Origin of the sequence: Reyranella sp. (assembly GCF_965227665.1) — a bacterium.
In the GTDB taxonomy this organism is placed as follows: domain Bacteria; phylum Pseudomonadota; class Alphaproteobacteria; order Reyranellales; family Reyranellaceae; genus Reyranella.
In genome coordinates this window covers 1,851,226-1,864,218 of sequence record NZ_OZ245767.1, presented here as the reverse complement: position 1 = coordinate 1,864,218, position 12,993 = coordinate 1,851,226, and the positions used below count along the sequence as shown (strand labels likewise).

Sequence of the window (12,993 nt, the reverse complement as noted above, 5' to 3'; positions counted from 1 at the left end):
GGGTCAGGGGCTGCTACGGCCCACCTTCGGCTCGGTACCGGCGAGCAGGCGCGCGATGTTGGCGCGATGGAGCGTGATGACGTAGAGGCCGCCGGCGATGACCAGCAGGCGAGAGGCCAGCGGCTCGGGGAAGGCACAGACGAGGATCGCGGCCGTCACCGCGGCGAGCATCGAGGCGAGCGACACGATCCGCACCAGCGCGAGCACGGCGATGAAGACGGCCGCGCTGCCCGCGCCAACCGGCCAGGACAGGGCGAGCAGCACGCCGAGCCCGGTTGCCGCCGACTTGCCGCCGGTGAAGCCCAGCCAGACCGAGCGGCTGTGGCCCAGCAGCACGGCGAGGCCGCACAGGCAGACCGCCCAGGGCAGCCACGCCGCCGGCGCCTGCAGTCCGGGATAGAGCCAGCGCGCCAGCAGGATCGCCGCGACACCCTTGAGAACGTCGACTAGCAGCACCGCCAGCGCCGGTCCCTTGCCCAGCGTACGCAATACATTGGTCGCGCCGGTCGATCCCGAACCGTGTTCGCGAATGTCGATGCCGCGCAGCAGCCGGCCGATGAGATAGCCCGTCGGGGTCGAGCCCAGGAGATAGGCGGCGGCGACGCCGGCGATCCCGAAGAGCGAAATGAAAAACGGCGATGTCGCGTCGTGCAGCGGAAGGCTCCTTGGAATCCGTCGCCACTGTAGAGCAGAACGTCGCCCCCGCGCGTCCTCTGCTTGCTGGCTTCACTCGTCCTGAATAGTGTGCGCCTCGCAAGATCAAGGGACGCCAAGGTCCCGGGGTTCAGGGAGGATCAAGTATGCGTACACCGACCAGGCGCGGGCTCATCGTTGCGGGTGCGGGCGCTCTCGCGGCGCCGGCTCTGTTCACCACCGCGTCGCGCGCCCAGGGCGCGTTCCCCAACAAGCCGATCCGCATCGTCGTGCCCTATCCCGCAGGCGGGCAGACCGACGGCATCGCGCGCGTCTATGGTGAGTATCTCGGCCGCAAGCTCGGCACCTCCGTGGTGGTCGAGAACAAGGGCGGTGCCGGCGGCACGATCGGCGTGGCCGAGGTGAAGCGCGCCGCGCCCGACGGCTACACCATCCTCTGCACGATCTCCTCGTCGCTGATCCAGAACCGGGTCACGGTGAAGGACCTGCCGTACGATCCGGAGAAGGACTTCACCTACCTCACGATGACGACCAGCCTCGGCGGTCCCGTCGTTGCGGCGGAGAAGACCGGTGCGACCAACCTCAAGCAGTTCCTCGAATACGCCAAGAAGGTCGACAAGCTGAACTTCGGCGCCTACGGGCCCGGTTCGACGCCGCAGATGCTGATCGAGACGATGGCGCGCCAGTACGGGTTCAAGGTCGAGGTCGTGCAGTATCGCGGCGAGGCGGCGATGTTCGCCGACGTCGCGGCCCAGGCGCTCGACGGCGCGGCGGGCAGCCCCGCCGGTGCGGCCTCGGTGATCGGCTCGGGCAAGGGCCGGGCCATCGCCATGATGGGCGACCGTCTGCCGGCCTATCCCGGTGTCGAGACGATGGTCGAGCAGGGCGCCGTCGGCGGCTTCTACGAGACCCGCGCCTTCGCCGTCTTCGCCGTCCCGGCGGCGACGCCCAAGGATGTCGCCAAGAAGCTCTCCGACACGCTGTTCGAAGCCGGCACCGACGAGAAGGTGAAGGCGCTGATGGCCAACTACCTGATCGTCGGCCCCCTCGACTTCGAGCAGACCAACAAGGTCTTCCAGCGCGACACCAGGATCATGCTCCAGGTGATGAAGGAGATCGGTATCAAGGCCGAGTGAAGCGCGCGCTGCGCGCGCGCCTCACTTGGCCCATGAGCGTCAGGAGCTTGCCACTGGCAAGCTCCGGGAGCGACGCCCGGTGCTGCACCACGACTCAAACGGAGAACCCAGCATGTCCTTCACCGTCACCAGCGACAGCTTCACGGAAGGCGCCGCCCTCGGCATGGAGCACATCCTCTCGGCCGACTATGGCTTCGGCTGCAGCGGCGGCAACAAGTCGCCGCACCTGCGCTGGTCCGGCGCGCCCGAGGGCACAAAGAGCTTCGCCGTTCACTGCTTCGATCCCGACGCGCCGACCGGCTCGGGCTTCTGGCACTGGGTGGTGGTCAACATTCCCGCCGGCACCACGGAGCTGGCACTCGACGCCGGCAACCCGAAGGCCGGCCTTCTGCCGAAGGGTGCGCTGCAGACCCGCACGGACTTCGGCGCCCCGGGCTATGGCGGCCCGTGCCCGCCGCCGGGCCACGGCCCGCACCGCTATGTGTTCACCGTGTTCGCGGTGAAGGAAGAGAGCCTGCCGGTGGCTGCCGACACGTCGGCCGCGATCGTCGGCTTCCAGCTGCATTTCAATACGTTGGCCAAGGCGAGCCTGACGGGGACTTTCGAGAGGAAGTAGGCCGCGCTGCGCTCGACGCCTCGCGGCTCAGTCCGGCGCCTGGAGGACCGTGACCTCCAGCGCCGTCCTGGCGCCATGCAACAGGGTGTTGCGCGCAATATATTGCGGCAGCCCGTAGCCCTCGTAGCTCAGGAATCCATCAGCGACCGACACAGCCAGAAGCGCCGGGCGACTGGCGATGGCGAGTTCCAGCGTGTCGCCCGCATGCATCGTGGCGGCGCTCGGAGTCATGTTGACGATCAGGTCGAAAGGCTCACCCGGAACGAGCGGGGTCTTGATCCTGTCATCGATGGCCTGCTCGGCCCTGGTCGAGAATTCCGGCATCACCCGCCGCGTCGCGGCGCGCTGATTTCCCATCGACAGGCAATGCCGCGTCCCATCGCGATCGATGCGATCGAGGCGCACGGTTACATGCGTGTCGATCTCGGTGCTGGCGAGACCAAGGCGAAGACGGGCCGGTCCGACGATCTCCATGTCGGCCGGCACCCTCCACGCGAAGCGTAGCACGTGGGGCATGACGCTATCGGTGCCCGGCACGAGGCCCGGAACCTGCGGCACGGCCAGCCAGTGGCTCTCGGCTTCGGCAACCGGCTCGACCTCAAGAGTGCCAGTCACGGCGGGATGGAGCGCAAGCGTGTGTGAGTCCGGGGGCGGGAAATCCGCCGCCGTGCCCCAGGCCGCTTCTCCCTCGCCCGCGCCATCGCGCCACCAGCGAACGGCTGGCTGTCGATCGTAGCCGTTGTCGATCCCCTTCACGACATGGTCGAAGAAGGCCAGTGCCTCGAGTTGCCAGGAGTAGGCGGGAAGCTCGTACTCGGCCGGCCCAATGATCAGCCATTTGCGGTCGACCGGCGTGCCGGCGTTCTGGAAGAGATCGTAGGCGCCGAACTGGTGCAGCGAGATGTTGCCCCGGTTCTGCACGACGACGAAGGGAACGTCGATCTGCGACAGGCGGCGAAACGAGCCCTCGTCGGTCCGGTTGTGCGGATCGGTGTCGGTATCGGTGAAGAAGGCGACGAGGTTTTCCAGGGCGCGGGGGACGGGCCGGTTCTTCTTGAAGCCCTGCATGACGGAATCGATGCGCGGCCGTATCAGATTCCAGATGAATGGCCGGTTGACGACGTGACTCAGGAGGGCGCGCAGGACCGGGGGAACGTAGAGCTTCACGCCCTTGGCCGTGAAGTTCGCGCCGGTCCACAGGCCGAAGAACTCTATGTTCGGATATCCGGCGTAGCGAAAGACGTGACGGCGGAAGTCGGTGCAGATCTCGTTGCAGAAGAACGCCTTCAGCGCCGGCGGTCGATGCGCGGCGATGGTCGGTTGGTTCATGCCGTAGTAGGATGTACCGAAGAGGCAGACATCGCCGCTGGACCAGTCCTGCTCGCCCGCCCAGGCGACACAGGCGAGATGATCCTGCACCTCGGATTCGGCGTGCCAGCGCCGCAACTCGCCTTCCGATCGCCCGACGCCCCGCGCCGTCACGACGACCTGGACATAGCCTCGGGCGGTGATGACCGGCGGCGACCCGATCTCGTTGGTGCCTTTGGGCACGCCGATCGAGTGCAGGTCTCGATTGTAGGCCGAGAACTGCACGATCGCCGGATACCGGCCGGGCTTGCGCGGCAAATACACGTCCGCCGACAGCTTCGTTCCGTCCTTCATCGGGATCATGACATCGGCCAGGAGCCGGCACCCCAGGTCCTGCGCCGCAACCTTGCCCGGTTTCCAGCCGGCCAGTTGCAGGTGGTTGAGACGGCCCTTGAGGGGAATCAGATTGTCGAGCCAGGTCGTCATGGTCTTGTTCCGTCAGTTCTCGGATTTGCCTTCCTCTGCGAGGAGCTTGAACAGCCTCGCCATTGCCTCTGCCGCCTTGGGGCGCAGCGTCGAACCGCCAAGCGCGAGATTGAGCACCGACAAGCCGACCCCCAGAGCGTGGACCAGCGCCACGGTCCGGGCGTCGGCAGGGATGCCGATGCGGTCGGCTGCTGCGGCAACCTCGCCCCGTATGCCGCGCGTCAGCCGCTCGAAGATCGCCCTCGCATCGGCGTCCTGACTGGCCGCCAAGGCAAAGGAGATGAGGACACGGCTGTTCTCCGCCTTCTCGAAGGCGGCCCCCATCGCATCCGCCAGCTTTCGGGGACTTGTCGACGCGCCTCTCATCGCAAGCTCCACGCCCGCCAGCTGGTCGCTCGCGGTGCGATCCAGGACCGCGGCCAGCAGGGCCTGCCGTGTTGGGAAATAATAGGTCAGGTGGCTTTGCGAGACGCGGGCAGCTTTCGCCACACGCGGCTGGGTCAGGCCGGCAAGCCCGTGTTCGCGGATCAGCGCGATGGCTGCCACCAGCAGGCGTTCTCGAACGGCGATCTCGACGGGTGACATACCAAGAGCCCTAGTTGGTATACCTACCAATCTAGGACAAGGGTGGTTTCGGACGCAAGTCCTCGACCGTGAACTGGCGAGGCGGCTACGGTCGGACCTTGGATCGGATCGCTCTACCGCTCATCCAACGGGGGAAACTTCCACTTCCCATCCCGGATCGGCAGGAACGAGCCGTCATCGACGCCCACCTCCGCGGCGATGCGTTCGTTCGTCACCTGGTTGAGCGCGAGGATGAGGTCGCGGTTCTTCTTCGGGGCGAGCGCCAGGTTGGTCATCTCGTCGGGATCGGCCTGCAGGTCGTAAACCTCCAGATCGTTTTTCGCGAGCACCTCTTCCATCGTTTTCGGCATGTTGAAGCCGACCGGCGAGAAGTAGCGCGAGAAACGGTAGCGGCCGTCGAAGATGCTGCGGATCGACGTCCGGCTCCGGAAGTCCGGCGGATGCCCCGCCAGCATCGCCTCCTGCTGAGCAGGGGGCTTCGTCCTGTAGAGGCGCGTGTCGATCGTCAACGCGGCCCAGCGGGGATCCGCATAGGACAGCATGTCGAAATTGAACAGGGTGGCCGGTCGCACGGCCTTCTCTCCCGCGGCTTCCGGGTCGCGCAGCAGCGCCGAGAAGTCCTTGCCGGGCAACCCCTCGCCGGCACGGGCGCGGGACGCACCGTCCTTGCCGGTGAGCGCCAGGATCGTCGGCGTGAGGTCGAGCTGCGAGGTCAGGGCCTGGCACTGCTTGCCACCCGCGAGAGCAGGATGGACGATCATCAGCGGCAGGTGGTTCTGCTGCCGGTAGGTGGTGGTGCCCTTGCCGCGCATCTGGTGGTTGCCGCCCAGTTCGCCATGATCCGCCGTGAAGATGACGATGGTGTTCTGCGCCATGCCATTGTCTTCGAGCGCCTGCATCAGGCGCTCCACCTTGCGGTCGCAGTCGCGGATGGCGTTGAAGTAATAGTCGCGGAGCGCCCGCCAGCGTCGATCCTCGTCCGGCCATTGCCCGACCAGCAGGTCGATCGATTGCTGATAATAGAGATGCGCCTTCGGCCGGCCCGGCGCGTCGAGCGGCTGGTGGCGGCTCGCGGGCAGCGGCACGCCGTCCCAGGTCGCGCGGTAGAGTTCGTCGTCCGGGGCGCGTGCGATCCCGAACGTATGGCGCTTGCCCTGGATGTTCTCAGCTCCGATGTCGGAGTCGAAGTACATCGTGTCGTGCGGGTTCACGAAATTGACGGCGAGGTACCAGTTCTGGCCCTTGGTGCGCAGCGCCTGGGCTTCCGTGCGCAGCCACGAGATCGACGTCGCAAGCGTGCCGTCATCGTACGAATAGCCGCCCAGGGTGCCGTCGATCATGTCGCCGATGCCGAAGAAGTCCTGGAAGCCGTAGGACTGCAGGGTCTTGCGGTAGTCGAGCAGCGGCGCGTCGACCGGCTTGTCGTTGAGATCGAGGTTGGCCGACAGATGCCACTTGCCCTGATAGGCGGCGTGATAGCCCAGCTCGGCGAGCCGATGGCCGATCGTCTTGATCTTCGTCGAGAGATCGCGCTGCCAGATGGAGCTAAGGTTGTCGGCAATGCCGGTGTGCTGGATGTGCTGGCCGGTATAGACGACAGAGCGCGCCGAGGAGCAGACACAGGAGGCGGCCTGGTGATTGAGGAAGGTGACGGCCTTCTTCTTGATCGCCTCGCGCCCCGGCACCGGGAAGGGCCAGGTCGGGAAGAAATGCTCCTGGTCGACCAGCACGAAGAGGATGTTGTAGCCCGCAGGCATCGTGGCACTGGCGGGACCGGCCGGAGCGGTGGCCGGCGCCTGCGCCTGCGAAACGCCGGCCGGAAGCAGCGTCGTGCCCAGCAGAGCCGCACCGGACGTCATGGCCATGCGGCGGGACGGGAGGGACGAATCGTCTTCGGGCCTCGCCATCCGGTTGCTCCTGTGTGAACGCGACTCATGCTACGCGGAACAGGCGGCCGATTACATGGGAAATGAACTTGGCGGTTGCGGCGCTCCGTTTCGGTCCTCCGGCCAAGCTGCTTCTTGAGTCCGCGGCGCCGGTCCAAGCTTGCCGTCGTCTGCGTCGCCTGAGGCGCGTCATCGAGCCGGCCGCGGCGAGTAGCCTCCCACCCTCACCGCGAAGGGCATGCTCCTGATCGAACTGACCCCGGCGGCCAACTCTCTGCTGATCACGCTGCTGCGACTCCCACTTCGATACGCCTCTTACCCGCAGCTCACGTTAGGACGGCGGGACCGAGAGGCGGGTCATGTCGAGGATGCAGATTTCTCGGCGTCTTATCTCGATCACCATCTCATCCTGCAAGCGATTGAACTCCCGCGTCACGGCTTCCCGATGAGAGCCGATACGCGAGGCGATTTCGTAGTGTGTGGGCGCGGGCTTGATGATGACGTGGCGATCGGACGTGGAACCTTGCGCAGCAAGACGCAACAATTCGCGCCGCACGCGCTCACGGACGGCCAAGGCACTGATTTCGAAGACGCGCTCTGACATGCTGCGGATCTTCGCGACGAGAAGCTCCGAGAGGCGGACCGCGATGCCGCTGTTCGCCTTCAATGTAGCGCGAAACACCGCTGCCGGCATACGTGCCAGGCGGCAGTCGCTCATGGCGACGGCGGCAGCAGAGCGGGGACGAAGATCCATCGCGGAGAATTCGCCGAACATCGCCCCGGCCTGGATATCCGTGTAGATGACCTCGCGCCCGGTCGCTGTCACACTACTTATGCGAACGGCACCGGACAGGATGAAGAATAGATCACTTGTTTGGTCCTGTTCGTCGAGGATGAGAGCATCCCTGTCGTAGCTGCGGACGGTGCACGCCGCGACGATCGCCGACAACTCGCCGTCCGGCAGGTCTTCAAAGAGGGAGATGATCCGGAAAGACGAAGATAGCGATTGCATTGGGTATACAGCGCAGGCTGAATTCGGTAGCATAGCACATTAATCGTGCGCGTATAAAGGGCGGGTCCAAGCCACAACGCCGGCGGGCATCGGCCTTACCACGGCAAATGGCAGCGTGTGGCATCCCTTTGAGAGTCCAACTTCGTCGCAGCTTAGTTTATAGTTAGTCCAGTCCGCTCCTAGGCATGCGGTGCCCACGGATGCGGGTGCCCGAGGATAGTGCGGTGCCGATTACTACCGTTTCTACAGGAATTGTCCGTTGCCTGGCGTGCGGGGCAGATTCTGGGCTTCGGGCAAAATTCTGCGCCGATTGTGGGACCGCCCTGCCGGGAGCAGTGGCTGGGCGCAATGTCCTCGAAGCGGCCGAGCGGAAATTCCTGACGATTCTGTTCGCCGATATCCGCAACTCGACTCGGATCATCCAGCTTCTCGATCCCGAGGACGCCATGGCCAAGCTACGGCCGGCGATAGAGTTGATGACTCTTACCGTTCGTGAAGCGGGCGGGATGGTAAATCGTATTCAGGGTGACGGTATCATGGCCCTCTTTGGCGCGCCGATCGCCGTCGAGGACCATGCGCTACGCGCCTGTCGGGCCGCCCTGCTGATGCGCGATCGGTTTGCAGAGCTGCCCGATCGGGAGATATCAATCCGCATCGGCATCAATTCGGGTGAGGTGGTCGCCCATATCGATGCCGGTGACTTCGCGAGCACCTACGATGTTACGGGCCCCGCCGCCCATCTCGCGGCACGTCTTGAGCAGCTTGCGGACTCTTCCAGGATCCTCATTTCGGACAGCACGCATGCCCTGGTGCGGGGTGCCGTCGAGGCAAAGAAGCGGCCTGGCGTGATGTTCCGGGGATTCGACCAGCCGATTGATATCTGGGAACTGAATGGTCTTGCCCAACGGTCGCGATGGGCGGATCGCCGGCAATCCGGACTTTCGCGGTTCGTCGGCCGATCCGTCGAACTGGAGGAGCTGCGCCGACGTCTCCTGCAGGCCGTCGGGGGATCGACGCAGTTGCTGATGATCGGCGGCGATCCGGGCATCGGAAAATCGCGTTTGCTGCATGAGCTGCTTGGTGTCGCGCGGTCCCTTGAGGCGCCTTGCACGATCTGGGATGCACATGCTGAAGCGACGACCAACCGGGCACCATTTGCGACCTTACGACAGCTTCTCCGTCAGTGGTTGGGAGTAGATGAGGCCGCGCTGCCCGAGGATGTGCTTGAGGCGTTGCGGAGCCGCCTCGCGACCTCAAACCTACCGGTGGGCGCCGAGGCGGCGCTTTGCGCAGTTCTGAACATAGCGAGCGACGAACGGGCCTGGCGCGAAATGGACCTGCACGCTCGGCGGAGGCTCATCGAGCGGAGCGTGCTGGCTCTCATCGAAAGCGCGCAACACGAGCAGCCCCTGATCCTGGTCGTGGACGATTTCCACTGGGCAGATACCGAATCGCGCGAGCTGCTGGTCTCGATCATCACTGAGCGTCCTGCGGGACGTGTCAGCATCATCGTGACGCACAGGCCGATGGAGGGGATCCCGGCCGACGACGAGCACGTGTCGAGGATCACGCTTGCCGAGTTCTCGTATCCTGTCGCCGAAGAGCTATTGGAGATTCTACTGGGAGGAGATCCTTCGGTCTGGGCGCTGAAACGGCGGCTCCTGGAATGGACGGGCCGGCTTCCGCTTTTTCTCGAGGAGACTGTTCGCCACCTTCTCGAGACGGGTGCCCTTAGTGGTGTTCTGGGCGACTGCCGGGCGGCGGGGGATGGATCGGAGATCGCGGCGCCCCGATCCGTGCAAGCGGTTGCGGCGGCGCGTATCGACGCGCTGGCGGGGCCTGTCAGGACCCTCGTCCGGACGGCCTCTCCGCTGGGTCGACGATTTCCACGCGCTCTTCTGGCGGACGTGGCGGCGGTCGAGCCCGCATTTCTGACAGATGCCCTCCAGGAGCTCGCCAGACGGCACATCCTGTTCGACAATCCCGACGGGATCGATGGGTTTGTCGAGTTCCGCCACGAGCTCATCCGCGAAGCGGCCTACGGTGCTCTGATCCGTGAAGATCGCTACAGGCTGCATCGCAGCGCTGTAGATGCGATTGAGCGACGCTACGCCGACCAGTTGCGCAACTGGTCGGGAATCGTCGCTTATCACGCCGCCCAAGCCCAGCTCTGGGAAAAGGCAGCGGACTACGAACAGATGACGGCCGACAGCGCGATCGACACATCGTCCTATTCTGCGGCGCTCGCCTCCTGCCAGCGCGCCCTGGAATATATAGGCAAGGCGCCAAGAACGCTCTCCAGCATCAAGCGTGGGATCGATGTTCGGCTCATGTTGAGGGGGGCGATAGCACCGACATCCGATTTCGCGACGTGGCTGAAATTCGCCGATGAAGCGCTTTCCGAAGCTCGGGTGTGCGGAGACCAAGCCCGCATCATATCCGCGAGTCTCCATCGTGCATGGGCATTGAACTTCGCGGGCGAGCCCAAAGACGCTGTTCCTGCTGCCGAGACGGCCCGCGCGTCCGCACAACTTGCGCAGGACGATGCGGCTTCTGCCGCGGCAAGTTTCGTCCTGGGGCAGGCACGCTATGCCGCCGGCAGTTACGTGGATGCGCTGGCTGCACTCGACGGCGCTGCAGCCTGGTACGTCGGAGAGCGCGAGTTCGCGAGATCGGGCGGCAGCGCCACGACGTCTGTGTCGTGCCACATGATGCGTGCGACCTGCCTCGGGTCGCTAGGGCGTTTCGACCGCGCCGGCGAGGCGTCCGGCCGCGCCGATGAAATTGCGGCGCGTACGGCGCGGCCGTACGACCGGGCCTTGGCTTTCTATGGACGCGGCGTCACATCGATGCTGGAGGGCAAGCCGGTTGAGGCCGTGCTGAGCCTGGAGCGGAGCCGCGAGCTCTGCCTTGAGGCGGGTCTCCCGACATTTCAGCTCCTGGTCGAGACGCATCTCGGGGCGGCCTATGTGGCGAGCGGCCGGAAGGAGGAGTCTAGGTCGATGCTGGAGAGCGCATTGGCGGCGGCCTCGCGTCTAAATCACGTCGTCGCTTTCGTGGCGGGTTCGATCTTTCGGGGCGGCCTGACCTTGGTCGAAGGCGATGCCACGCTGGCGCTGCAGCATTTGATGGACGCCCGGGAAGTCGCTCGGTCACGGGGATTCAGGGGGCTTGAGGTCACCGCTGGCCGATTGATCGGGGTGGCCTGTCTGGCGCTCGGAAAATCGCAGTATGCGCGGGCTGTCTCAGAGCTGACGCAGGCCGCCGCATTGGCCCGGGCGTGCGGGGCGTTGCCTCAACAGGCCCGATGCCTCCTGACACTGGCGGACGCCGGCCGGCAGGCCGCCGATGGCGCGAGCTGGCGTCTGCAAGCCGCCCAAGCACGAGACCTGTTCACTCAGATGGGGCTGCAACCGGAGGCGGCGCGCGCGCAAGAGTTGTCGCACGTGTAACCAGGGGCTGTTAAGCTGAGGCCACCAACTAGGGAGTGGGAGATGGTTTCTGACGGAGTTGACCGAGCCGCCGAAGTAGCTATGGCGATGCTGGGATTTGAGCCACTCAACCGTGCATATATAGGTGTGGCCAACGCCATGAATGACGCCCTGGGCAAGGAACTTGAGACTACGCGAAGTCTGTTTGCGGAATTCAAGCGCGAGAATGGCAACTCGTTCGCCTTTGGGACCTTTGCGAACTTCCTCTTCAAGAAAAACAAGGTGTACCAGGATCCAGACAACGAGAAGAAAGGCTATCCCAAGAATGAAGCCAACTGGTTGCGTGACGCTTTTCAATTTTCCGAAAGGGACGCAAAGCAGATGGTGGCATGGGTGAACCGCCGCCTTGCGGAGGGTTATGACCATCCTCTCAAGTTCTATGTGCTCGCCCACGATGGCGAGACAACGGCCCTGTTTCTCAAGGGCAATGAGGGCGATACCATTTTCATTTTCTGCCCAAAACCCGCGTAGTCGACCTTCTTCTAGTCCTGGTGGCGCACCACGCGCAGTATTGCCGAGGCGATGATCGCGCCGGCATGCCCACAAGGGTGACCGGCCGTATTGGAAGCGGAACCAGAGGCAATCCAGGCGCGTGCGGTTGGCGCGCTAGTCGGCGTTGAAGTCTCATTCGTTCTCGACCAGCGGCGTGAGGACACGCCGATCATCCCCGCTTGCCCAGGATGAGGACGCGGTATCGTAGCCGAGAGCGACCAACTCATGCCGAGTGGGTTGGCGGCAAGATCGACATGTTCCGCGATCTGTCGCCCGCATCGACTTCTGTGAAGACGCTCCATTGGCCGGGATCCTTGCATCTTCTTGCGGTCCCTTCACGTCCCGCGTGGGGAACCATCGGGTGTCGAAGCTGCGCGCCGCTCCCGGACATTGCTTCGAAATGTCCGGACGCTCCAGGGGCCGGGCATCGTCCAGCCCTCAAATCCCCCCTTTCGTTCGGAGCGGTCGCCCGCCATAAGACGGGGTGGGGGAGGCTGATCGACGGCCTTCGGGTTCGACAGGGAACTGAGATGGCCGGGCTGCTGGGGGATCGTTGGACGCAGGTCCTGAAGCTCGTCGTCGTCGGCGCGGCCGCTGCACTTCTGCCGGCCTGCGCCAGCGACAGCACCTCCTACCAGGAGCAGGCGCTGCGGGCGTCGGAGGGCGGCGACCTCAAGACGGCGACGCTGCTGGCGCAGAAGGAGGTCGAGAAATACTCGGCGGCCGACCAGTGCTCTTCCACCACCAACTACAATTGCGGCACCCTGGCGCTCGCCTATAGCAGCCTGGCCGAATATCAGATCCTGAGCGGCAACCTGGCCGCCGGCGAGCGCAGCTTCGACCGTGCCAAGGGTGCCCTCCAGCGGGTCCCGAAGGACAACAAGCCCAGCGCCACCGGCATGGTCTATCGCGACGTGTCGGAGGCCTACTGGAAGGCTGGCGACAGGAAGCGCGCCATCGCCATCTTCAAGGAAGGCACCACCCGCGGCGCCGACGAGTGGCTCTATACGTCCTCCGCCGCCAAGGCGGTGGCCCAGCAGGACGGACGGCCCGCGCCCGCCACGCCGGGGACCCAGCCCGGGCCCGGCCTCCCGGTGGCCGCGCCCGGTGCCCCTGTTCCCCTCGGCCCCGCGGTCACGCCGGCCGCGGCGACCGAGGCCGACGCGACCGTGAAGGTGACCCCGCTCGGCGACCCCGCGACCGGCGCTCCCGCCGCCTACGACCCGACGCGCGGCCGGCCGCCCAGCTCGGCCGAGCCGGCGCCCGCACCGCTGGCGCCGAGCCCGCTGACACCCACGCCGCTTCAGCGGTCGCGCTGAACGGAGTG

Annotated in this window: 10 protein-coding genes; 5 read left to right on the top strand and 5 right to left on the bottom strand. The window is 65.3% G+C overall.

The window, feature by feature from the left end; translation table 11 throughout:
* Positions 1-3: 3 nt before the first annotated feature.
* Entirely contained in the window at positions 4-627 is a 624-nt protein-coding gene (gene plsY / locus ACO07I_RS09065) for a glycerol-3-phosphate 1-O-acyltransferase PlsY (RefSeq protein ID WP_422018203.1), read from the bottom strand.
* 173 nt (positions 628-800) lie between these two features.
* On the opposite strand from plsY, the gene ACO07I_RS09060 reads away from it, so the two are divergent.
* Both ACO07I_RS09060 and ACO07I_RS09055 read left to right on the top strand, forming a co-directional pair.
* Complete coding sequence (locus ACO07I_RS09060) at positions 801-1,790, top strand: Bug family tripartite tricarboxylate transporter substrate binding protein (protein WP_422016466.1); 990 nt, start codon at positions 801-803, stop codon at positions 1,788-1,790.
* Positions 1,791-1,902: 112 nt separating this feature from the next.
* Entirely contained in the window at positions 1,903-2,406 is a 504-nt protein-coding gene (locus ACO07I_RS09055) for a YbhB/YbcL family Raf kinase inhibitor-like protein (protein ID WP_422016464.1), read from the top strand.
* Between the two features lie 27 nt (positions 2,407-2,433).
* Here ACO07I_RS09055 and ACO07I_RS09050 read toward each other — a convergent pair whose 3' ends face one another.
* The 4 genes from ACO07I_RS09050 to ACO07I_RS09035 form a co-directional block, all read right to left on the bottom strand.
* Positions 2,434-4,200 (bottom strand): CocE/NonD family hydrolase, encoded by a 1,767-nt coding sequence (locus ACO07I_RS09050; protein WP_422016462.1) that lies wholly within the window; start codon positions 4,198-4,200, stop codon positions 2,434-2,436.
* Between the two features lie 12 nt (positions 4,201-4,212).
* On the bottom strand, positions 4,213-4,785 hold the full coding sequence (locus ACO07I_RS09045) for a TetR/AcrR family transcriptional regulator (RefSeq protein WP_422016460.1): 573 nt from the start codon (positions 4,783-4,785) through the stop codon (positions 4,213-4,215).
* Between the two features lie 113 nt (positions 4,786-4,898).
* Positions 4,899-6,692 carry a sulfatase-like hydrolase/transferase gene (locus ACO07I_RS09040; protein WP_422016458.1) on the bottom strand — a complete coding sequence of 598 codons (1,794 nt, stop codon included), beginning with the start codon at positions 6,690-6,692 and terminating at the stop codon, positions 4,899-4,901.
* 310 nt (positions 6,693-7,002) lie between these two features.
* On the bottom strand, positions 7,003-7,683 hold the full coding sequence (locus ACO07I_RS09035) for a Crp/Fnr family transcriptional regulator (RefSeq protein WP_422016456.1): 681 nt from the start codon (positions 7,681-7,683) through the stop codon (positions 7,003-7,005).
* A gap of 335 nt (positions 7,684-8,018) precedes the next feature.
* On the opposite strand from ACO07I_RS09035, the gene ACO07I_RS09030 reads away from it, so the two are divergent.
* The 3 genes from ACO07I_RS09030 (at position 8,019) to ACO07I_RS09020 (ending at position 12,985) form a co-directional block, all read left to right on the top strand.
* Positions 8,019-11,135, top strand: coding sequence for an ATP-binding protein (locus ACO07I_RS09030; RefSeq protein ID WP_422016454.1), 3,117 nt, complete (start codon positions 8,019-8,021; stop codon positions 11,133-11,135).
* 42 nt (positions 11,136-11,177) lie between these two features.
* A complete protein-coding gene (locus ACO07I_RS09025) occupies positions 11,178-11,645 on the top strand; it encodes a hypothetical protein (RefSeq protein ID WP_422016452.1) in 468 nt (155 codons plus the stop codon).
* Between the two features lie 551 nt (positions 11,646-12,196).
* On the top strand, positions 12,197-12,985 hold the full coding sequence (locus ACO07I_RS09020) for a hypothetical protein (protein WP_422016450.1): 789 nt from the start codon (positions 12,197-12,199) through the stop codon (positions 12,983-12,985).
* Positions 12,986-12,993: the final 8 nt, after the last annotated feature.

Coding starts and splice junctions, on each gene's coding strand:
- ACO07I_RS09060 (WP_422016466.1), top strand. CDS start 801: ATGCGTACACCGACCAGGCGCGGGCTCATCGTTGCGGGTGCGGGCGCT.
- ACO07I_RS09055 (WP_422016464.1), top strand. CDS start 1,903: ATGTCCTTCACCGTCACCAGCGACAGCTTCACGGAAGGCGCCGCCCTC.
- ACO07I_RS09050 (WP_422016462.1), bottom strand. CDS start 4,200: ATGACGACCTGGCTCGACAATCTGATTCCCCTCAAGGGCCGTCTCAAC.
- ACO07I_RS09045 (WP_422016460.1), bottom strand. CDS start 4,785: ATGTCACCCGTCGAGATCGCCGTTCGAGAACGCCTGCTGGTGGCAGCC.
- ACO07I_RS09040 (WP_422016458.1), bottom strand. CDS start 6,692: ATGGCGAGGCCCGAAGACGATTCGTCCCTCCCGTCCCGCCGCATGGCC.
- ACO07I_RS09035 (WP_422016456.1), bottom strand. CDS start 7,683: ATGCAATCGCTATCTTCGTCTTTCCGGATCATCTCCCTCTTTGAAGAC.
- ACO07I_RS09025 (WP_422016452.1), top strand. CDS start 11,178: ATGGTTTCTGACGGAGTTGACCGAGCCGCCGAAGTAGCTATGGCGATG.
- ACO07I_RS09020 (WP_422016450.1), top strand. CDS start 12,197: ATGGCCGGGCTGCTGGGGGATCGTTGGACGCAGGTCCTGAAGCTCGTC.